An 18,371-nucleotide genomic window follows, 5' to 3' on the forward strand; every position below is an offset into this window, starting at 1 on the left:
AAGACAAACCGGCGCCGTCCAGGCGGCGAAGCGCGGCGAGCACCTCGCTGAGCGCCACCGGCGCCAGGGTTCCCAAGAGCCATCTCTGAGTGGGCTGATCCTCCACCGCGCTGGCGTCGGAAGCCCAGGCGGCCAGGATCTCGCGCTTGGCGGCAAGATCGAGGTCCTCGTCCTTGACGACCTCCAGCGGATGGAGAAAGCCGACGGCGGGCCGCACTCGCCAAGGCGAAGCGCGATCCGCAACAGCCGTGGAGAAGGGCATGGCCGTTCCCTCGTTAGGCCGCGCGCCGGGCCTTCGGCGCCTTCAGCGCCAGAGGCGACACCCCGCTCGTTCGGATCGGGATCTGCCGCGGCTTGGACGCCTCGGGGATTTCCCGAACCAGATCGATCGTCAGGACGCCGTCCGCGTGACGGGCCTCCTTGACCACCACATAGTCGGCCAGCTCGAACCGACGCTCGAAATTACGGCGCGCCAACCCCTGGTGGATGAAGGTTCGCGCGGTCTGGCTGTCGGCTTGCGCCTTGCGTCCCCGGACCACCAGGAGATTGGGCTGGGCGATGAGTTCCAGGTCGTCCCGCGCAAAGCCGGCGGCCGCCACGGAAACGCGGTAGCCGTTTTCACTGGTTTTCTCGATGTCGTATGGGGGATAGCCGCCTTCCTCGTGACCGCGCAGCGCGGCTTGCGCCAGATCGACCAAGCGATCGACACCGACCATGGTGCTGTAGAGCGGGGAAAAATCAAAAGCGGTGCTCATTTCCATCTCCTCGAAAGCAAGTTGGACATGAGGGGCGCATCGAAGCGCTCGAGCGCCCCAGGCCGCAGGGCCCTGTCGGCGCCCGGCAAGCACCGGATCAATTAGTTCGCGTCGAACGGCCGTCAAGAGGTGCGTTGTCCCAAAAAACAGCGGCGCTCTCAGCAGGCCGAGCGGCGCCATAAGCCAACCCAACGATCGCTTCACAAAGCGGACCTTCGGGCCTCAGGACTAGAGCGTTAGCCTCTGCTTCAACCGGTCGCGGCCAGCGACGGCCATAGATGTGCACGGTAGGCCTCGTAGCAGCGGCGGCCGGCTTCCAGGCGCATGAGCGCGCCTTCGGCGATGAACCGCGCGCAGTCGGGATCGGCCGTGACCAGCGGGCGCAGGACCTCGGCGTTCCAGGCTTCCGAATGGGCGATGTCGAGCGTGGCGTGCAGCGCGAAGTACTTGCGCGTCTTGCCCACGCCCAGGCGTTTGAGCCCCTTGGCGACCAGATCGGCGCGCCAGGGCGCGGTCAGCTCCACCGTGCCCAGCGCGCCAACAGCGTGGTAGGCGTAGCGCCGCGTGGTCGCGAAGGCGACGAGCGTGTTGCCCAAGGCCAGCGACGCCGGTTCGGTCGTCTCTATCGCCGGCCGTAGCTCCAGGGCCTGGGCTAGCTGGTCCAGCATCGGCCCGTGCATGCCGGCCTGCGCGCCGCGCCCCATCTCGTCCCAGTAATTGCGAGCCAACTCCAGCTTGGCGACGACAGGCATCTTCACCTGGGTCAGGGCGACCAGATCGTCGAAGCCGGCTTCGCCCGCCACTTCTTGCTCAAGGAACCAGCGCATCGACTCGAAGTCGGCGGCCCTCTCGAGCCACGGGAACAGAGGATCGTCCTGGCCTGGACCGTCGACCTTCAGCCCTTCGAACCAGGCGATGAAACCTTCGACGTCGCTGGGCGCGGCGGCGGCGCGGTCGGCGACCAGCAGGCGCTGGCTTTCGACGAAGGCGCCTTCCAGCTGGCGCATCGCGTGCTCTTCCGCAAGGTCGGCTTCCCAGTCGGCGTGGGGCTTGGCCGGGTCGAGCCGGCGGTGGTTCCAGCGCGACAGGCGCCGCTGGAGCGCCGCGTCGATGGCGGCGGAGTCGTCCAGCGCCGGCGTATTGGCCGGGCTGACCTGGGGACGGTGGGCGAACGTGTTGATCATGGCGGCGTAAGACCCTCAGCGCGTCCTGGGTTCCCGCCAAACCATCATCCGATAGGTCGCCGAGCCCGTAGAGGAACCACCCGGAACCGGCCCATGGACGGCGTGTTCTTGCATCCCGTTCTCGGTAGGTGACGACATGCACGACTATCCGATGGTGAGGTTCTCAATCGCCCCGACAAGCTCCGGCGCCTGGCTTTGGCGGACCTTCGATCTGGACGGTCAGCTTCGCGCCCAGGGCCTGGTGGCCACGCGGAAGCTGGCCGCAGCCCTGGTGATCAGGGACATCGTATCTCCCGATCTTCGGTGGGTTTCGCAGCTTTCCGCCAAGGCTGCCTGACATGCGCATCCTGGAGGCGGCGACCTATCGCGGGCCGCATCTCTACGCCGCCCGGCCCATGGTTCGCATCCAGCTGGACCTCGGCGCGCTGGAGGCCTGGCCGACCAACCGGCTCCCGGGCTTCACCGATCATTTGATGGCGGCCCTGCCGAGCCTCGAGGCGCACGGCTGTTCCTATAAGTCCCATGGCGGGCTGCTGCTGCGGATGCGCGAGGGAACGTGGCTCGGCCACGTGATCGAGCACGTCGCCCTGGAGCTGCAGAAGCGGGTCGGGGTGGAGGTCGGGCGCGGCAAGACCCGTTCGGTCAAGGGGCGTCCCGGCGTCTACAACATCCTCTACGCCTATGAGGGCGAAGGCCTGGGCCGGGCCGCCGGACGCGCCGCCATCGAGTTGGTCCACAGCCTGCTGCCCCGCGACCTGCGGGGCGTGGAGGGTCTGGACCGCGTGGCCCCGCCGTTCGGCGACCTGACGCCGCCGCTGTTCGATTTGCCCCGCACCTTGGAGCAACTGCGGGCGATCTCCCGCCGTGAGACGCTGGGCCCGACCACGTGGTCCCTGGTGCAGGAAGCTCGTCGCCGCGGCATCCCCGCCCAGCGCCTGGATGAGCAGAGCCTCGTGCAACTGGGCTGGGGCGCGCGTCGAAAGCTGATCCGCGCCAGCATCACCGGCCAGACCAGCCACATCGCCGTCGTGACCGCGGGCGACAAGGCCCTGACCAAGACCCTGCTGGCGGCCGCCGGCGTCCCCGTCCCTCGCGGCGGTGTCGTGCGCACGCTCGACGAGGCCCAGGCCCAGGCCGCGCGGATCAAGGGACCGGTGGTGCTCAAGCCCCTGGACGGCAATCACGGCCGCGGCGTCAGCCTGGGCTTGGAGACGCCCGAGCAGGTGCGGTGGGGCTATGAGCAGGCGATCAAACACGGCCGCCGCGTGATCGTCGAGGAGCAGTATGTCGGCCGTGACTACCGGATCCTGGTGGTCGGTGGTCAGGTGGTCGCCGTGGCCGAGCGGGTGCCCGCCCAGGTCGTCGGCGACGGTCGCGGCACGGTGCTGGACCTGATCGAGACGGTGAACCAGGACCCTCGACGGGGCGTCGGCCACGAGCAGGTCATGACCCGGATCGTCGTCGACGACCAGGTGCGCGAGATGCTGGCCCGCGCCGGCCTGGGACTGGATGATGTTCCCGCCGCCGGTGCGGCGGTCACCTTGCGCGCCACCGCCAACCTTTCGACGGGCGGCACGGCGATCGACCGGACCGATGAGATCCATCCCGACAACGCCGCCATCGCCCGCCGGGCCGCCCTGACTGTCGGGCTGGATGTGGCCGGCATCGACTTCATGGCGCCCGACATCACCCGCTCCGTGCGCGGGACCGGCGGCGGCATCGTCGAGATCAACGCCGCCCCGGGCTTCCGCATGCATTTGGAGCCGTCCCAGGGCCAGCCGCGCGAGGTGGCCAAGGCCGCGATCGCCAGCCTCTTCCCGCCCGGCGCCCGCAGCCGCATCCCGATCGTCGCGGTCACCGGCACCAACGGCAAGTCGACGGTCGTGCGCATGGTCTCCCGCATCGCCCGCGAGATGGGCAAGACGGTGGGACTGACCAACACGACCGGCGTCTACATCAACGACGAGAAGATTCTCGAGGCCGACGCCAGCGGGCCCAAGAGCGCCCGCATGGTGCTGCGCGACCCGACGGTCCAGGTCGCGGTCCTGGAGACCGCGCGCGGCGGCATGCTGCGCGAGGGTTTGGCCTTCGACCGCTGCGACGTCGGCGTCGTCCTGAACGTCACGGCCGACCATCTGGGCCTGAAGGGCGTCGACACGCTGGAGGACCTGGCGGCGGTCAAGTCGATCGTCACGGAGTCAGTCTCGCGCCGCGGCGTCAGCGTCCTCAACGGCGACGATCCCCTGACCCTGCGCATGGCGCGTCACGCCGGCGGACGGATCGCTTACTTCACGCTCGAAGGCGGGCTGGAGATGAGCCCTTTCCTGCAGAAGCACCAAGCCGAGGGCGGACTGCTGGTCGCGTTGGAACCCTCCGTCGGCGGCGGGGATCTCGTCCTCTACGACAAGGGTCGGCGCTGGCCGATCCTTCGAGCGGACGAGATCCCCGCCACCCTGAACGGCCAGGCCCGTTTCAATGTGGCCAACGCCCTCGCGGCGGTCGCCGCCGGGCATGGGCTTGGCGCGACGCCGGAGGTGATGGCCAGGGCCCTGCGGGCCTTCACCTCCTCGCACGCGGAAAATCCGGGACGGTTCAATGTCCACGACACACACGGCTTCCGGGTCATCGTCGACTACGCCCACAATCCCGGCGCCATGCGGGCGATGGGCCAGTTGGTGACCCAGCTGCGGCCGTCGGTCGGCCGGGTGATCGGCGTGGTCAGCATCCCGGGAGACCGCCGCGACGAGGACATCCTGGAGATGGGCGCGATCGCGGCGGAGATGTTCGACGACCTGATCTTCCGCGAGCTGCCCGACGGCCGTGGGCGTCCGGCCGGATCGGTGCTGTCTCTTCTGACCCAGGGCGCGCTGGAGGCCGGCTTTCCCGCCGAACGGCTGCATCGCATCGCCAGCGAGTCCCGCTCCGTCGACGCCGCGCTGCGCATGGCCCGGCCGGGTGATTTGGTCCTGGTCTTCCCGACCGCCGTCGGGGCGGTCTGGAACCAGGTGGTGGCCTTTCAAGCCGCATCCCCGCCCCTTTCCAACGCCGGACAGGACGCCCTCCATGCCTGAGACCGCCTGGGCGATCATCCTGCACGGCGGGGCCAAGACGATCGCGCCCGACCAGGAACAGGCGCATCGCGACGGCTGCCTGCTGGCCCTGGCGGCCGGCCAAGCCATCCTCGAAGCGGGCGGCGACGCCCTGGACGCGGTGGAGGCCGCGGTCCGCGCCCTCGAGGACGATCCGGCCTTCAACGCCGGCTACGGGGCGGTGCGCAACGCCAAGGGCGAGGTCGAGTGCGACGCCGCGATCATGGACGGCCGAACCCTGGCGGTCGGCGGCGTCGCGGCCGTACAACGCCTGCGTCACCCGATCTCGGTCGCCGCCGCCATGCTGCCCGAAACACCGGTCCTTCTAATCGGACACGGCGCGGAATGCTTCGCCAGGGAGCATAACGCCGAGCTCTGCGAGCCCGCTGACCTTGTCGTCGAGCGGCCCGGCGATCCCGGCTGCGACACCGTCGGTTGCGTCGCCCTGGATATCCACGGCAATCTGGCGGCGGGCACCTCGACCGGCGGCCTGAGCGGCTGCCACCAGGGCCGGATCGGCGACTCTCCCCTGCCCGGCTGCGGCCTCTACGCCGACAACGCCGTCGGCGGGGTGTCGCTGTCGGGCGACGGCGAGAGCCTGATCCGCACCACCTTGGCCGCGCGCCTCATGCACAGCCTGGAAGCCCTTCCCCCGGGCGAGGCCATCGCTGCGGCCCTGGCCCGCCTGGCGCGGGTCGGCGGCGAGGCCGGCCTGATCGTCATTGACGGCGACGGCCGCCTCGACTGGGGTCACAACAGCGCCCACTTCGCCGTCGCCCACGCCCGCGCGGGACATCTCGCGCAGGCCTTCGTGAACCGGGCCGAAGACGCCCAGAAAGAACCGACATGACCGCACCTCCCGCCCCGGAAGGCCCGCTGATCATCATCGGGGGGCATGAGGACAAGGAAGGCGACAAGGTCATCCTCAAGGCCGTGGCCGAACGTCTCAAGGGCGGCCGCCTGGTGCTGGCCACCGTCGCCTCGCACGCGCCGGAAGGCTATTTCGAGACCTACCGTAAGGCGTTCGCGCCCTTAGGCGTGACCGACCTGATCGAGCTCTATGTCGACGACCGCGCCGAGGCGCATGACGCCGGCAAACTGGCCCTGCTGGACGGGGCTGCGGGGGTGTTCTTCTCCGGCGGCGATCAGCTGCGGATCAGCAGCCAGATCGGCGACACCCCCATCGAAGCGCGGATCCGCGAGATCTGGAAAGCCGGCGGCGTGCTGGCCGGCACCTCGGCGGGCGCCTCGGTGATGAGCGACACCATGATGGTTCGAGGCTCCAGTTCCGAGACCCATCGGATCGGCGACCTGCAGATGGCGCCGGGGCTGGGCTTGGTGCGCGACGCGATCATCGACCAGCACTTCGCCGAGCGCGGACGGATCGGACGCCTATTGGGCGCGGTCGCTCAAAGCCCGCGCGTGCTGGGCGTCGGCATCGACGAGGACACCGCCATCGTCGTCGAGGGCGACGACTTCAAGGTGATCGGCAGCGGCGCGGTCTATGTGGTCGACGCCGAGGGCGTCAGCGCGTCGAACGTCGCCGAGGCGCGGGCCGAACGGGCCCTGTCGATGTTCGACGTCCGCTTGCATGTCCTGGCCAGCGGCGACGGCCTGAACCTGACGACACGCCGGCCCCACGGACAGCCACAGCCGCCCATGCCGGCGCAGACCTAGGCCAGGCGCTGGATGACGGCCCCAACGGCGGCGATGCGCTCGACGTCGTCATAGGCCTCGCGCCGCAACTCGCCGGCGAAGATGTCGGGATCCAGCTCTTCGTAGGTGAGATGGTGAGACGAACTCGCCACCAGGCCTTCGAGAGCCGAACGAAAGGCGTCGATCCCGCCGTCCAGGATGGCGCTGCCGCTGTAGAGCACCAATTTGCCGCCGGGGCTCAGGCGCTCCAGCGCTTGGCCGCTCCAGTCCAGGGACATTCGCGCGCCGTGCAGGTCGCCGCCGTCCTTGTATGGCCGGCCGGATTCTCCGGCGACATAGGGCGGATTGGCGACGATGAGATCGTATGGCCCGCCGAGGGCGGCCATGCCGTCGCTCAGCCGCGCTTCGAACGCGGCCCCGGCATGGGCGGCGTTGATCGAAGCCAACTCCAGGGCGCGCGGATTGACGTCACCGAGCGTCAGCCGCGCGCCAGGAAACAACCTGGCGGCGGTCAGTCCGCCGACCCCCGCGCCGCAGCCGATCTCCGCGATCGAGCCCACCCGGTCGCCAGCCGTGGCCTGGGCGATCAGGCGGGCGAAGCGGTAAGAGTCCGGCCCCAGGAACACCGCATCGGCGGCCGTCGCCGGAAAGGCCGAATGCAAGAACAGGGTTCCAGCCAGACGCGACACCCGCAGGTTACTCCGGAACCGCTCTCCCTCCTCGACCAGCGCGCCCCCCGCCGCCAGCAGGTCGAACAGCGCGGGCTCAAGCTCGCCGTGGTCGAAGGTCTGGCTCCAGCCGAGGATGGCCCGGAGCGGATCGCCTTGTGACAACCGCCGTTCCGCCGCCCGCCGGCAGACCGACGGCGTGGGCGTGACGAAGTCGTAGGCCCGCGCGTCGAGCGCCGCCAGCAGGGCGCCGAGCGCCGAGGATCTGTCCAAGTCTGATCTCCCTGGGGCCGTCAACAGCCCCATCTTTTGATGTCGTGGCCGAGCGAGCGCCCAGCGATTGTTCAGCGTCGGGCGGCCCGTTTCGGGGCGTCGTCGACGCTGGACGCGAGACCAGAGCCCGCGCCTGCCCCTTTAAGTCCAGGCTCGCCCCACCGTTCCCTTCCGGCCGGCCGGAAGGCGGGCGGAACACCCCCGGGGACCAACGGTTACAGTCACACGCAAAACGCGTGGTTCCCGAAAGCTGCAATGCCCTTGATCATCCTCGCGCGGATCGCGCTCTCGCTGTTGTCCCTGGTCGTGCTCGCGGCTGGCGGATACGCCCTGTGGTCCTGGTACGACGGGCGATGGATGCTCGATGCGGCCGGCCACGCGCTGCACGTCCGCGACGACTGGCGTCTGTGGCTGGGCCTGGGGCTGCTGGCCTGGTCGTTCCTGGGTCGCCTGGTGATCATGCCGCTCCTGGCCCGCCGCGACAGCGATCCCAGCCGACCGGAGCGCGGCGAGGGCCAGTTCCTGGATAGCCCGACCGGCTCGCGGCTTTATGTGGAAGTCCACGGCCCGGCGCACGGGCCGACCGTGATCCTGACCCACGGCTGGGGCCTGGACAGCACCATCTGGTTTTATCTCCGCCGCGCCCTGACCGCCCGCTACCGCGTCATCGTCTGGGACTTGGCGGGCCTTGGCCGCTCGCGCGCGGCGAAGGGCGCGGTGGACCTTTCCCACTTCGCGCAGGACCTGCAGGCTGTGATGGCCTTCGCGGGCGCGCCGGCCGTGCTGGTTGGCCACAGCATCGGCGGAATGACCATCCAGACCCTCATTCGCGACCATCCCGGCTCGGCCGAGGCCATGGCGGGCGTGGTGCTGGTCGACACCACCTACACCAATCCCCTGAAGACCATGGCCCTGGCGCCCCTGGCCCAAGCCCTGCGCTGGCCAGTCCTCGAACCGGTCCTGCGGTTGGCCATCCTGTTGCAGCCCCTGGCCTGGCTGTCGGCCTGGCAAAGCTATCTGAGCGGTTGGGCCCATCTGGCCAACCGCCTGGGGTTCGCCGAGCACGTGACGCACAGCCAGCTGGAGCACACCACCCTTCTGGCCACCCGCAACCCGCCGGCCGCCCTCGCGCGGGGCAACCTGGCGATGTTCGACTGGGACGCCGACGGCGCATTGCAGGCCGTGACGTCGCCGATCCTGATCCTGGCCGGAGACGAGGATATCGTCACGCTGAAGTCGGCAAGCCAGGTGCTGGCCCGCGCGACGCCGGGCGGCCAGTTGCTGACCATCGACGCGGCCAACCACATGGGCTTCCTCGAGCGGCACGACATCTACCTCGAAAAGATCGAGGCCTTCTGCCTGACCGCCTGGAGCCCAGCGCCTCGGGCCGCGTTCGAGGTGCACACGATCCGTGACCACGGTCTTGAGGTCGGAGAGCGGTCATGACGCGTTGGATCAAGGACAACAGCCTCACCTTGGTTCTGATGCTGATGTTCGCCGCCAGCTTGGTCGGCCAGTGGCTGACCGGGTGGCGGGTGGCGGTCGAGGACCTGCAGCGCCACGGCCAGGCGGCCATCGGCCCGTTGATCTATCTCTCCGACCCGATGTTCATCTCGACAGTGTTCGAGAACTGGGAGAGCGAATTCCTGCAGATGGCGGTCTACGTCGTTCTGACGGCGTTCCTGATCCAGCGCGGCTCATCGGAATCCAAGGATCCGGACGCGCCGGAGCGCGATCGCCTGCCCAGCCGGAATTCCAAGGCTCCTCGCCTCGCGCGTGTCGGCGGCGCGCTTGGCTGGCTCTACGCCCATTCGCTGGGCATCGCCCTGGGCCTGCTGTTCGTGGCCTCGTTCCTCCTGCACTGGACGTTCAGCGCAAAGGCGGCGGCGCAGGAGGCCGCCGAGCATGGCCAGGTAGGAGTTTCGGCGCTGGCCTATCTGGGCGATCCGCAACTGTGGTTTGAGTCCTTCCAGAATTGGCAGAGCGAGTTCCTGTCGACCGCGGTGCTGGTGGTGCTCTCCATTGTCCTGCGCCAGAAGAGTTCACCGGAGTCCAAGCCCGTGGCCGCGTCGCACGGCCAGACTGGGGCCTAGCCAGGCTCAAACCGCGTCGCTCTGCAGACGAAGGTAGGTCGGGTCGAACTGTCCAAGGCTCACCAGCCTGTCCCAATCGGGAATGGTCACCAGGCCCGCCCTCCATTCGAGAAGACCTTGCTGGCGCAGGTCCATCAGGACGCGGTTGACGTGGACGGGCGTCAGGCCAAGGACATCGCCTAGATCGACCTGGGTCATGGGAATGCTGAACCGGTAGTCGCGCGCCAGACCCGCGCTCTCCAGGCGGCGGTAGAGCTCGCAGACCAGGTGAGCCAGACGACTGGCTGCATTCTGCTGTCCCATGGTCACCAGCCATTGGCGATGAATGGCTCCATCGACCACGGTCTCCAGCCACAGGAGCCGCGCCAGGTGCGGATGGCTTTCGGTCAGCCGTCGCAGGTCGGCGTGGGCGGCGGGCGCGATGACGCAGTCGCCCAGCGCCACGACGCCGTGGTCCATCTGGCGCATCAGCAGACTGTGAAGATCGACGAAATCGCCCGGGACATTGACCTCGGTCAGTTGCCGCCCGCCGTCCACGGTCAGGCTGTAGCGCGCGCAAAATCCACTCACCAGGAAGGTGCTGAAGCCGGGCCGGTCGCCCGGTTCGACCAGCAAACCGCCGGCCGGAACGTGCCGTTCGGGTCCGAGCAGGCCCGCCAGGACGCTGCGCTCCTCGTCGGACAGGGCGTCGCGCCGCGCCAGCTTGTGGATCAGGGGCGTAATCGTCGGTGATGAGGACATGGCGCTCAGGGACGCTACGTCCCGCTCTGGGTCAAGACCGGTCGGTCGGCCGACTGATCGCACATCAAATGATCGGTCGAACTAACCTAGATCAACGCCCGCCTCCGCCCATCCGCCTAGGATGTGTCGATCCACGGAGGCTTTGTGTCGACCAGACCTATCGAACGCGGCGGCGCCGACAGGGTTCAGCGAGCCCCAGCCTTAAGAGGGCCTGCTTGAGCCGCCTGCTCATCGCCAGCCTGGACCGCTTCGGTCCCTTGCGCGACAGCGTCCGCGACAGCCTGATGTCGTGCACCCAGACCGTCGAGCGCTTCGAGGCGGGACAAACGATCCTGGCGGCGGGCGGGCGATCGCAGTTGCGACTTCTGTCGCGCGGCCTGGCGGTCAGACAGCGCGTGCTGCCAGACGGCGGGCGGCAGATCTTCGGCGTCGCCACGCCCGGCGACCTGATCGATATGGCTGGGCTGTTCGTCGGCGCCGATCACGAGGTGCAGGCCCTTGGGTCGTGCGAGGTGCGCAAGACCACTACCCACGAACTGCGCACGATGGTCCGCGCGCATCCTAATCTGCTGGCCGCCCTGTGCCGTGTCGTGCTGACCGAAGCCCAACAGCAGCGCAACTGGATGATCGGCCTGGGACGGCGTTCGGCCGCAGCGAGGACCGCCAATCTGCTGTGCGAGGTCTATTGGCGCCATCAGGCGCTGCAGCTGGCGCGGGACGGTCACTGCGAGTTCCCCGCCGTGCAGGGCGACATCGCCGACGCCTTGGGCCTTTCGGTCGTCCACATCCACCGCGTGCTTCGGGGCCTGCGCGACGACGGTCTGGCAACACTGCGCAACGGGACGCTGCAAATCGACGACTGGGACAAGCTCGCGGCCCTAGGGTCGTTTGACGCCGAACGGCTGCGGCCGCAACAGGATCCCGCAGAGCAGGCCACAGTCACGACCGCCCGACGTCACGCGATAAGCCCTGACGAGGCCTGACCCATAGTCCGATCAATTGATCGCAAGCGCGACCAGGCAAGGCGTGAGCGGTCAACCAAAGCTGACCGTTAAACCGCCTATCGGCCTTGGACGTGGAACAGCGCCGCTCAGGGAACCTTGATCAAAGGCGGGCCAGACCGCGCGAGGTGCGGCGATGAAGACCTATCACTTCGATATTTCGGGCGAGGTGCGACCGACGCTCGAAGTCGTCGAAGCCGCCGACGACGCCGCGGCCGCGCGCCAAGCGCTGCTGTTGCTATCGGAAATCCTGCGCGACCGCGCCCTCTCCGCCGATGCCGGCGTGGTCCTGCGTATCGTGGTTCGCGATGACCAAGGCCGTATGATCTGGGACGGCGCGGCCTCAGGCCGGCTCTGACGCGGAACGTCGTATCGCGCGTGGCGCTATGTGACCGAAGGGATCTTAAATGACCAACCGCCTGACCAAGGCCCAGGCCATGGAGGCCCAGTCGGCGCCGGCGCTGCCGACCGACCCGGGCTGGTGGTACGAACCAAAATGGGACGGCTTTCGCTGCCTGGCTTTCCGGCAGGGCCAGGTCGTGACCTTGCAGGCCAAGTCCGGCAAGCCGCTGACCCGCTACTTCCCCGAGGTCGTCGATCTGCTGGCGGCCCTTCCCGAGGACAGCTTCGCTCTCGACGGCGAATTGCTGATCCCCATGAACGATGGTTTCTCCTTCGAGGCCTTGCAGATGCGGTTGCATCCGGCGCAAAGCCGCATCCTTCGCCTGTCGGCCGAGACGCCGGCCATCCTCGCCGCCTTCGACATGCTGCAGGCGCCCGACGGCGCTGACCTGCGCGACGCGCCCTGGCGCCGGCGGCACGCCGTCATAACCACCTTCCTCGAGCGTCACGGCGGCCCTCGCCTGACACTGACGAAAGGGACCAAGGACGCGGCCCTCGCCCAGGCCTGGCTCGACGAGGGCAAGCTGGAAGGGATCGTCGCCAAGCGGATCGACGGCCCCTATGCCGAGGGCGAGCGGGCGATGATCAAGGTCAAGCGCCAGCGCACGGCCGACTGCGTGGTCGGCGGATTTCGATACGGCAAAGACAGCAAGCTGGTCGGGTCTCTACTGCTGGGCCTCTACGACGACAAGGGCCTGCTCGACCATGTTGGCTTCACCTCTGGCCTCGCGGCCGCCGACAAGCCGGCCCTGACCCAGCGGCTCGAGGCCCTGGCCGGCGGCAGCGGCTTCACCGGCGACGCGCCCGGCGGGCCCAGCCGCTGGTCGGACGAGCGGTCCAGCCAGTGGACCCCGCTCTCGCCCGAGATCGTCGTGGAGGTGTCGTTCGACCACGTTTCGGGCGGGCGGTTTCGCCACGGCACGAAGCTGATCCGCTTCCGGCCCGACAAGGCGCCCGGCCAGTGTCGGATGGAGCAGATCGCCTAGGCGTCGAGCTCGATCCAGGTCGGGGCGTGGTCACTGGTCTTGTCCCAGCCACGGACGTGACGATCGACCTGGGCCCGCGACAGTCTCGGCGCCAACTGGGGACTGAGCAGCAGGTGGTCGATCCGCAGCCCCGCGTCCCGCCCGTAGGCGTTCCGGAAATAGTCCCAGAAGGTGTAGATCCGCTCGTCGGGATGGAGCGTGCGTAGAGCGTCTGTCCAGCCTTGATCGACCAGGCGACGATAGGCTTCGCGCACTTCGGGACGAAACAAGGCGTCGTTCAGCCAGCGCTCGGGCTTGTAGACGTCCAGGTCGGTGGGCATGACGTTGTAATCGCCGGCCAGCACGATGGGGACCTCGTGCGCCAGCAAGGAGGCCGCATAGGCCTGAAAGCGGGCGAACCAGCGCAGCTTGTAATCGAACTTCGGACCCGGCGCGGGATTGCCGTTGGGCAGGTAGAGGCACCCCACCAGCACGCCGTTCACGGCGGCCTCGATATAGCGGCTGTGCAAATCCTCGGCTTCGCCCGGCAAGCCGCGGCGTGTCTCATGCGGCTGATCTCCGCGCGCCAGGATCGCCACGCCATTCCAGCTCTTCTGGCCCAGCCAGATCGCGCCGTAGCCTGCCGCCTCGATCGCCGCGAGCGGAAACCTCTCCTGCGGGGCCTTGAGTTCCTGCAGGCAGACGACGTCGGGCCGGGCCTCGTCCAGCCAGCGCAGCAGCACCGGCAGGCGGCCGTTGACGCCGTTGACGTTGTAGGTGGCGATCTTCATGCGGCGGTCGGCGAAGCCATCCACACCTGAATCTTATGCGCCGCGCCGGGACCGTCTTCGTTGAGCTGCAGATCGACCCGCCACGCGGCCAGGCCGGGATGGCGACCGAAGAATTCCTGGTCATGGGCGGCGTGGACGACGAACTCGGCGTCGGCCGGACGGGTCGGGATGTCGGCGTTGGCGGCGATCCGCGCAGGGTCCTGGCCGGGGTTCGGCTTGAGCCAGACCAGGACGGTCCACTCCGCCAGGTCCGCCTCACCGGGGTGCATGGTCACCTTGTAGCGGTCGACATCGGGATGCCCATCCCAGAAGCCCTCGTCGTGGGGCGCGGCTTTGATCAGGAGGTCGGCGCCTTCTGGCGCTTCGGGCGCCGGGATCGGGGCCGCCACGGCGGGGTCGGAAGAAACGGCTTCGAAGGTCATGACGGCTCCTGAGCGCAAGGAACTGCGCGGCGTCGGCGCATGGGGCGCCCTGGTTTGCGGAACGCGTGACCGGCCTATCGGCCGCATTCGAGCTGGCTGTCTTCTGTTCTTCGATCCGGCTCGCATTTCGTGGTGATCGCGGCCGGCGAGATTCTCGAACCGCGCGCTTTTGGCGCACTGTTCCTGCCCCAACCGGTGTGGAGCTTTCCGGTGTCCATCCCCCTCTGACTCTTTTACCAAGCTTATGAATCGGAGACGCGATGGCCGGCGGCTGGACGCATGACGGCGGGGTTCTAGACCAGATCAACGACACGGTGTCGGACGGCGTCTCGCACGCTCGCGCCCGCCTGCCCGTCGGCGAGGGCACGGCCTTCTGCGTCGAATGCGGCGAGGACATTCCGGCGGCTCGTCGTCAGGCGCTGCCCGGTGTGCGGACGTGCGTCCACTGCCAGTCGGGCCGTGACAGCCGCATCGTCCTGGGTGGGATCAATCGGCGGGGCAGTAAGGACAGCCAGCTGCGCTAGGCGGGATCGTCCTTCCGGAACGCGACCCAAAACGCCTCGATCAGACCTCGCGCCAGCGCCTCGAACCGATCGGCCGCGCCGGCCGGAACGCGCACGCGAAGCTCGCCGCCCCTGTCCGTGAGGGAGCCGCCGGTAAGGGCCACGATCAGATGTAGCTGGTCTTGGGCGTCCCGCGTCCGATCGGGCGCGCTGAACGACGCCGCCTCGGCGCCTGGCGGAATGATGAAATGATAGACCGCGACCCGGCGGACCGCCGTGGCATGCGCCTCCAAGCGGGCCAGCCGGGCGGCGACGCTGTCCTGATCCTCCGTCAGCGCGAAGGCCTCACCGATCGCGTCGAATCCAAGATCCCCCGGATAGCTTTTCATGACCGGCGAGGTCATGGCGCCTAGCCTTGGCGATCGCCCTTGTCGCCCTGGCCCGGGCCGGCGTCGTGCTCGGAATGGCGTCGCTGGTCGGCGGCCGAGGACTTGCCGACATCGGCCGCCTCGGTGAAGTGGCCTTTGTCGTCGCGGCGGACATAGCGCTTGTCGCCGGGCGTGGGTTCGATCAGTTCGCGTTTGGACATGTGAAGACTCCTTGCCGAAACCAAGCCGTCGGACGCGACAAGGTTCCCGATCGGCTTGTCGGGCTTCAGCTTCTGGTCGCTGCCGAATTGGCGGCGATCGAAGCGGCCACAGCGCCTGGATCGACCGGCTTGGCCATGGCGTCGGATTCGCGATCGACCCGGTCGGCGACATTGGGCTGGTCGTGACGCAGCTCCTCGAGCAACGCGATGATCTTGGCGCTTCTCTTGTCGGCCAGCAGGGCCAGTTCCAGGGTCAATTGCGCACGCTTGTCCGCCAGTTGGTCCTCGCGCCGCTGGGTGACGAGGATCAGGACCGAGACCAGGAGGGCCGCGATGGTGGCAGCCAGCTCCAGCCAGGCGAATGACGGCTGATCGACGCGCCCGCCGCCGCGCCAGGCCGCCAGGCCCGCCCATATCCCGACTATCGCCGTCAGGACGATGACCGCCCAGGGGCGGCCCAGGCGCTCGGTGGTCGCGTCGATGACCTTTTGCAGGCCGCTGGCGCCTCGGTAATGCTCGCGATGGAAATCGGCTACAGCCTCGACGGACTGGACGACGTGATCGTCCAGATCGCCTTGCGGCGCTGAAGCGTCCAGCTGTTGCGCCGTTTCACTCACGACGCGGGTCACCCCCGCTGGGCGACGCACGAGGCCGAGGCGCGTTGCTCCTCGATCATCACGCGGCTTCCTTCCGCCAATCGGGCTTGAGGACGACCTTGGTCACCTCGTTCTGGTTTTCCTTGAACATCTTGTAGCCGTCGGGGGCGCTCTCCAGCGGCAGGCGGTGGCTGATCAGGAAGGTGGTGTCGATGACGCCCTCGCCGATCAGATCCAGCAGCGGGCGCAGGTATTTGTGGACGTGAGTCTGGCCGGTGCGGATCTGCAGGCCCTTCTCCATCAGGGCGCCGATCGGGATCTTGTCGCCCATGCCGCCGTAGACGCCGGGCACGGAGACCCGGCCGCCGGTGCGGCAGGCCATCAGCACCTCGCGCAGCACGTGGGCGCGGTCGGTGCCCAGGCGGGTGGCGACCTTGACCGCATCGACGACATTGTCGATCGAGAAGCCGTGGCTCTCCATGCCGACCGCGTCGATGCAGGCGTCCGGGCCGATGCCGCCGGTCATGGCCATCAGGGCCTCGCGCACCTTGACGTCATGGTAGTTGATCACCTGGGCGCCAAGGGACTTGGCCAGCTCCAGGCGGTGGGGATGGTGGTCGATGGCGATCACCTTGTGGGCGCCCTGAATCAAGGCGCTCTGGATCGCGAACAGGCCGACGGGGCCGCAGCCCCAGACCGCCACCGTGTCGCCCGGCTCGATCTGGCAGTTCTCGGCCGCCATCCAGCCGGTGGGCAGGATGTCCGACAGGAACAGCACCTTGTCGTCCTCCAGCCCGTCGGGAACGACGATCGGGCCCACGTCGCTATAGGGCACGCGGACATATTCGGCCTGGCCGCCGGCATAGCCGCCGGTCATGTGCGAATAGCCGAACAGCCCCGTCATCGCCGTGCCGTAGGCGATCTCGCCCAAATCCTGGGTCTCGGCCGGATTGGAGTTCTCGCAGCCTGAGAACTGCTGCTTCTCGCAATGGAAGCACTTGCCGCAGGCGATGACGAACGGGACGACGACCCGCTGACCCTTCTGCAGGGTCGAGCCGGGGCCGGTCTCGACGACCTCGCCCATGAACTCGTGGCCAAGGATGTCGCCTTTCTCCATCGAGGGGATGAAGCTGTCATAGAGGTGCAGGTCCGAACCGCAGATGGCGGTCGAGGTGATCTTGATGATCGCGTCGCGGGGATTGACGATCTTGGGGTCGGGAACGGTGTCCATCCGGACATCGTGTTTGCCGTGCCAGGTCAGGGCGCGCATGCGCGTCTCCATCAAATGAGGGTTTGGGATCAGGCTTGCGGCGCGGCGTCGGGCGACTTGGCGGTGGAGATTTCGCCGGTCTCGATGAGTTGCTTGAAGCGGCGAAGCTCCCGGCGCGCCTGGATCTTCGGCTCTTTCTGGAAGAGCTTGGCGATCAGCTTGCCCAGATCGCCGCCCGGCGGCTCGTAGACGATGGTCGCGGTAACCTCCGTGCCGCGTCCCGGCGGAGCGTCGCGGAATTCGATCCGGCCAGCGTTCTTGATATCCGCGCCATCCGCGGATTCCCAGGCCAAGACCTCGTTCTCGACCTCTTCGGTGAGGACGCTGTCCCACTCGACGGTCTTACCGGCCGGGGCCTTGACCACCCAATGGGAACGGCCGCCCTCGCTCGGCGTGACGCTCTCGACGTTCTCCATGAACAGGGCCAGGTTGCGGAAGTCGCGCCAGAAGGCGTAGAGCTCGGCGCGCGGACGATTGATGGTGATCGTGCGGCCGACCAGAGCGGCGGCGTGCCAGTCCTGATCTTCGGCGATGACGTGGGCGACATCGCGCTGGCGGACGGCGGCGGTAAGCGGCGCGTCGCTTTCCAGCGCGCGGGCGATGGTCTCGTCGGACATTGGGGATGTTCCTCCTGCCCGCTGACAACCGCTCGCGACCAAGCCCGTTCCTATAGTGAAGTCAAAGACTTCCTATGTCGCCCAGCCGACCGAGTCATGCGATCGGACGGCGTGTCGGCCTTGCCACGCCAGGCCGGACTCCTGCGTCACGCCCCATGAAAACGCCCTCGGAACCGGGTTCCGAAGGCGTGAACCGTCGTGATGCGTCGAGGATCAGCGCGCGTCGCGAAGATAGATCGTCTTGCTGCGACCACGCAGGAGAAAACCCACGACGATGCCGATGGCCCCGGCGATCGCCACCGCGGGCAAAGGCTTTGACAAGACGTAGGTCTCGACCGCGTCGAGCTGATCGTGGACCTGGCTCCGCACGCCATCCAGGCTGTCTTCGAGCGCATTCTTGACGCTGCTCTTGGCCTCGCCGAAGGCCTGCTGCACCGAGCCGACCGCTTCCCTGATCTTGCCCTTGGCCTGGAGATCGGCATTGCCGGTCAGGCCGCCAACGGCGTCTTGGACGCGTCCCACGCCTTGGTTCGCCACGCCCGTCACTTGCTCGTTCATCACCGGCTCCCGCTGGTTTGACGCCCGCTTGATCGCGAGCCCTCCTCAAACCCCCGCCGTCACGGCTTGTTCCTGGGAGGCTTGACGCGGCGTTCGTGGACGGTGGCGAGGAGCATCATTTGATGGGCCGTGACGGGATCGTCGGAACGGCGGCCCCGGGGAGTCGGTTGATGAGGCCTCTCCCAATCGGAACTCGCC

The 18,371-nt window shown here is 68.1% G+C and carries 23 protein-coding genes; 10 read left to right on the plus strand and 13 right to left on the minus strand.

Annotated elements, in window-relative coordinates; translation table 11 throughout:
- The 3 genes from WAE60_RS09370 to WAE60_RS09380 all read right to left on the minus strand — a co-directional run.
- The coding region (locus WAE60_RS09370; RefSeq protein ID WP_029907476.1) for a hypothetical protein at positions 1-262 on the minus strand (262 nt) is incomplete at its 3' end.
- A gap of 13 nt (positions 263-275) precedes the next feature.
- Positions 276-755: an Hsp20 family protein gene (locus tag WAE60_RS09375; RefSeq protein WP_337685899.1), complete on the minus strand. Its 480-nt coding sequence runs from the start codon at positions 753-755 to the stop codon at positions 276-278.
- A gap of 248 nt (positions 756-1,003) precedes the next feature.
- The gene (locus WAE60_RS09380) at positions 1,004-1,939 is read right to left on the minus strand and encodes an iron-containing redox enzyme family protein (protein ID WP_337685900.1); all 936 of its coding nucleotides are present in this window, start codon (positions 1,937-1,939) and stop codon (positions 1,004-1,006) included.
- Between the two features lie 136 nt (positions 1,940-2,075).
- Between WAE60_RS09380 and WAE60_RS09385 the strand changes: the two genes are divergently transcribed.
- From WAE60_RS09385 to WAE60_RS09400, 4 genes are read left to right on the plus strand one after another with little or no spacing between them, the layout of a single operon-like run.
- A complete protein-coding gene (locus tag WAE60_RS09385) occupies positions 2,076-2,276 on the plus strand; it encodes a hypothetical protein (RefSeq protein ID WP_337685901.1) in 201 nt (66 codons plus the stop codon).
- A gap of 1 nt (position 2,277) precedes the next feature.
- Positions 2,278-5,010, plus strand: coding sequence for a cyanophycin synthetase (cphA, locus tag WAE60_RS09390; RefSeq protein WP_337685902.1), 2,733 nt, complete (start codon positions 2,278-2,280; stop codon positions 5,008-5,010).
- Positions 5,003-5,878, plus strand: coding sequence for an isoaspartyl peptidase/L-asparaginase family protein (locus tag WAE60_RS09395; protein ID WP_337685904.1), 876 nt, complete (start codon positions 5,003-5,005; stop codon positions 5,876-5,878). The genes cphA and WAE60_RS09395 overlap by 8 nt, the downstream gene beginning before the upstream one ends.
- Entirely contained in the window at positions 5,875-6,705 is an 831-nt protein-coding gene (locus WAE60_RS09400) for a cyanophycinase (protein WP_337685906.1), read from the plus strand. Before WAE60_RS09395 ends, WAE60_RS09400 begins: the two co-directional genes overlap by 4 nt.
- On the opposite strand, the gene WAE60_RS09405 is transcribed toward WAE60_RS09400, so the two are convergent.
- The gene (locus WAE60_RS09405; protein ID WP_337685909.1) at positions 6,702-7,625 is read right to left on the minus strand and encodes a methyltransferase; all 924 of its coding nucleotides are present in this window, start codon (positions 7,623-7,625) and stop codon (positions 6,702-6,704) included. The genes WAE60_RS09400 and WAE60_RS09405 overlap by 4 nt on opposite strands.
- A 255-nt stretch (positions 7,626-7,880) precedes the next feature.
- Between WAE60_RS09405 and WAE60_RS09410 the strand changes: the two genes are divergently transcribed.
- Both WAE60_RS09410 and WAE60_RS09415 read left to right on the plus strand, forming a co-directional pair.
- Complete coding sequence (locus tag WAE60_RS09410; protein WP_337685910.1) at positions 7,881-9,071, plus strand: alpha/beta hydrolase; 1,191 nt, start codon at positions 7,881-7,883, stop codon at positions 9,069-9,071.
- Positions 9,068-9,718, plus strand: coding sequence for a DUF6766 family protein (locus tag WAE60_RS09415; RefSeq protein ID WP_337685911.1), 651 nt, complete (start codon positions 9,068-9,070; stop codon positions 9,716-9,718). Before WAE60_RS09410 ends, WAE60_RS09415 begins: the two co-directional genes overlap by 4 nt.
- Before the next feature lie 6 nt (positions 9,719-9,724).
- Here WAE60_RS09415 and WAE60_RS09420 read toward each other — a convergent pair whose 3' ends face one another.
- Entirely contained in the window at positions 9,725-10,459 is a 735-nt protein-coding gene (locus tag WAE60_RS09420) for a Crp/Fnr family transcriptional regulator (protein WP_337685913.1), read from the minus strand.
- Between the two features lie 215 nt (positions 10,460-10,674).
- Here WAE60_RS09420 and WAE60_RS09425 point away from each other — a divergent pair, with 215 nt between their 5' ends.
- From WAE60_RS09425 to WAE60_RS09435, 3 genes are all read left to right on the plus strand, one after another.
- The gene (locus WAE60_RS09425) at positions 10,675-11,442 is read left to right on the plus strand and encodes a Crp/Fnr family transcriptional regulator (protein ID WP_337685915.1); all 768 of its coding nucleotides are present in this window, start codon (positions 10,675-10,677) and stop codon (positions 11,440-11,442) included.
- Positions 11,443-11,596: 154 nt separating this feature from the next.
- Positions 11,597-11,818, plus strand: a complete 222-nt coding sequence (locus WAE60_RS09430) for a DUF905 family protein (RefSeq protein ID WP_337685917.1) — start codon at positions 11,597-11,599, stop codon at positions 11,816-11,818.
- 49 nt (positions 11,819-11,867) lie between these two features.
- A complete protein-coding gene (locus tag WAE60_RS09435) occupies positions 11,868-12,848 on the plus strand; it encodes an ATP-dependent DNA ligase (RefSeq protein ID WP_337685918.1) in 981 nt (326 codons plus the stop codon).
- Here WAE60_RS09435 and xth read toward each other — a convergent pair.
- Positions 12,845-13,642 (minus strand): exodeoxyribonuclease III, encoded by a 798-nt coding sequence (gene xth / locus WAE60_RS09440; protein WP_337685920.1) that lies wholly within the window; start codon positions 13,640-13,642, stop codon positions 12,845-12,847. The genes WAE60_RS09435 and xth overlap by 4 nt on opposite strands.
- The gene (locus tag WAE60_RS09445; protein ID WP_029907491.1) at positions 13,615-14,040 is read right to left on the minus strand and encodes a hypothetical protein; all 426 of its coding nucleotides are present in this window, start codon (positions 14,038-14,040) and stop codon (positions 13,615-13,617) included. Before WAE60_RS09445 ends, xth begins: the two co-directional genes overlap by 28 nt.
- 260 nt (positions 14,041-14,300) lie before the next feature.
- Between WAE60_RS09445 and WAE60_RS09450 the strand changes: the two genes are divergently transcribed.
- Positions 14,301-14,564: a DksA/TraR family C4-type zinc finger protein gene (locus WAE60_RS09450; protein WP_029907492.1), complete on the plus strand. Its 264-nt coding sequence runs from the start codon at positions 14,301-14,303 to the stop codon at positions 14,562-14,564.
- On the opposite strand, the gene WAE60_RS09455 is transcribed toward WAE60_RS09450, so the two are convergent.
- From WAE60_RS09455 to WAE60_RS09480, 6 genes are all read right to left on the minus strand, one after another.
- The gene (locus WAE60_RS09455; protein WP_337685925.1) at positions 14,561-14,947 is read right to left on the minus strand and encodes a hypothetical protein; all 387 of its coding nucleotides are present in this window, start codon (positions 14,945-14,947) and stop codon (positions 14,561-14,563) included. The genes WAE60_RS09450 and WAE60_RS09455 overlap by 4 nt on opposite strands.
- 5 nt (positions 14,948-14,952) lie before the next feature.
- Positions 14,953-15,132, minus strand: a complete 180-nt coding sequence (locus WAE60_RS09460; RefSeq protein WP_029907494.1) for a hypothetical protein — start codon at positions 15,130-15,132, stop codon at positions 14,953-14,955.
- Between the two features lie 65 nt (positions 15,133-15,197).
- Positions 15,198-15,761, minus strand: coding sequence for a DUF1003 domain-containing protein (locus WAE60_RS09465; protein WP_337685929.1), 564 nt, complete (start codon positions 15,759-15,761; stop codon positions 15,198-15,200).
- A gap of 46 nt (positions 15,762-15,807) precedes the next feature.
- Positions 15,808-16,998, minus strand: a complete 1,191-nt coding sequence (locus WAE60_RS09470) for a zinc-dependent alcohol dehydrogenase (protein ID WP_337685931.1) — start codon at positions 16,996-16,998, stop codon at positions 15,808-15,810.
- A gap of 29 nt (positions 16,999-17,027) precedes the next feature.
- Positions 17,028-17,615, minus strand: coding sequence for an SRPBCC family protein (locus WAE60_RS09475; protein WP_337685933.1), 588 nt, complete (start codon positions 17,613-17,615; stop codon positions 17,028-17,030).
- Between the two features lie 213 nt (positions 17,616-17,828).
- On the minus strand, positions 17,829-18,173 hold the full coding sequence (locus WAE60_RS09480; RefSeq protein WP_337685935.1) for a CsbD family protein: 345 nt from the start codon (positions 18,171-18,173) through the stop codon (positions 17,829-17,831).
- Between the last annotated feature and the right edge of the window lie 198 nt (positions 18,174-18,371).

It is taken from the genome of Caulobacter sp. CCG-8 (genome assembly GCF_037402475.1).
In the GTDB taxonomy this organism is placed as follows: domain Bacteria; phylum Pseudomonadota; class Alphaproteobacteria; order Caulobacterales; family Caulobacteraceae; genus Caulobacter.

Excerpts from the sequence above, each read along its gene's own strand:
- WAE60_RS09375 (WP_337685899.1), bottom strand. The coding sequence starts at position 755 with ATGAGCACCGCTTTTGATTTTTCCCCGCTCTACAGCACCATGGTCGGT.
- WAE60_RS09380 (WP_337685900.1), bottom strand. The coding sequence starts at position 1,939 with ATGATCAACACGTTCGCCCACCGTCCCCAGGTCAGCCCGGCCAATACG.
- WAE60_RS09385 (WP_337685901.1), top strand. The coding sequence starts at position 2,076 with ATGCACGACTATCCGATGGTGAGGTTCTCAATCGCCCCGACAAGCTCC.
- cphA (WP_337685902.1), top strand. The coding sequence starts at position 2,278 with ATGCGCATCCTGGAGGCGGCGACCTATCGCGGGCCGCATCTCTACGCC.
- WAE60_RS09395 (WP_337685904.1), top strand. The coding sequence starts at position 5,003 with ATGCCTGAGACCGCCTGGGCGATCATCCTGCACGGCGGGGCCAAGACG.
- WAE60_RS09400 (WP_337685906.1), top strand. The coding sequence starts at position 5,875 with ATGACCGCACCTCCCGCCCCGGAAGGCCCGCTGATCATCATCGGGGGG.
- WAE60_RS09410 (WP_337685910.1), top strand. The coding sequence starts at position 7,881 with ATGCCCTTGATCATCCTCGCGCGGATCGCGCTCTCGCTGTTGTCCCTG.
- WAE60_RS09415 (WP_337685911.1), top strand. The coding sequence starts at position 9,068 with ATGACGCGTTGGATCAAGGACAACAGCCTCACCTTGGTTCTGATGCTG.
- WAE60_RS09420 (WP_337685913.1), bottom strand. The coding sequence starts at position 10,459 with ATGTCCTCATCACCGACGATTACGCCCCTGATCCACAAGCTGGCGCGG.
- WAE60_RS09430 (WP_337685917.1), top strand. The coding sequence starts at position 11,597 with ATGAAGACCTATCACTTCGATATTTCGGGCGAGGTGCGACCGACGCTC.
- WAE60_RS09435 (WP_337685918.1), top strand. The coding sequence starts at position 11,868 with ATGACCAACCGCCTGACCAAGGCCCAGGCCATGGAGGCCCAGTCGGCG.
- WAE60_RS09445 (WP_029907491.1), bottom strand. The coding sequence starts at position 14,040 with ATGACCTTCGAAGCCGTTTCTTCCGACCCCGCCGTGGCGGCCCCGATC.
- WAE60_RS09450 (WP_029907492.1), top strand. The coding sequence starts at position 14,301 with ATGGCCGGCGGCTGGACGCATGACGGCGGGGTTCTAGACCAGATCAAC.
- WAE60_RS09455 (WP_337685925.1), bottom strand. The coding sequence starts at position 14,947 with ATGACCTCGCCGGTCATGAAAAGCTATCCGGGGGATCTTGGATTCGAC.
- WAE60_RS09460 (WP_029907494.1), bottom strand. The coding sequence starts at position 15,132 with ATGTCCAAACGCGAACTGATCGAACCCACGCCCGGCGACAAGCGCTAT.
- WAE60_RS09470 (WP_337685931.1), bottom strand. The coding sequence starts at position 16,998 with ATGCGCGCCCTGACCTGGCACGGCAAACACGATGTCCGGATGGACACC.
- WAE60_RS09475 (WP_337685933.1), bottom strand. The coding sequence starts at position 17,615 with ATGTCCGACGAGACCATCGCCCGCGCGCTGGAAAGCGACGCGCCGCTT.
- WAE60_RS09480 (WP_337685935.1), bottom strand. The coding sequence starts at position 18,173 with ATGAACGAGCAAGTGACGGGCGTGGCGAACCAAGGCGTGGGACGCGTC.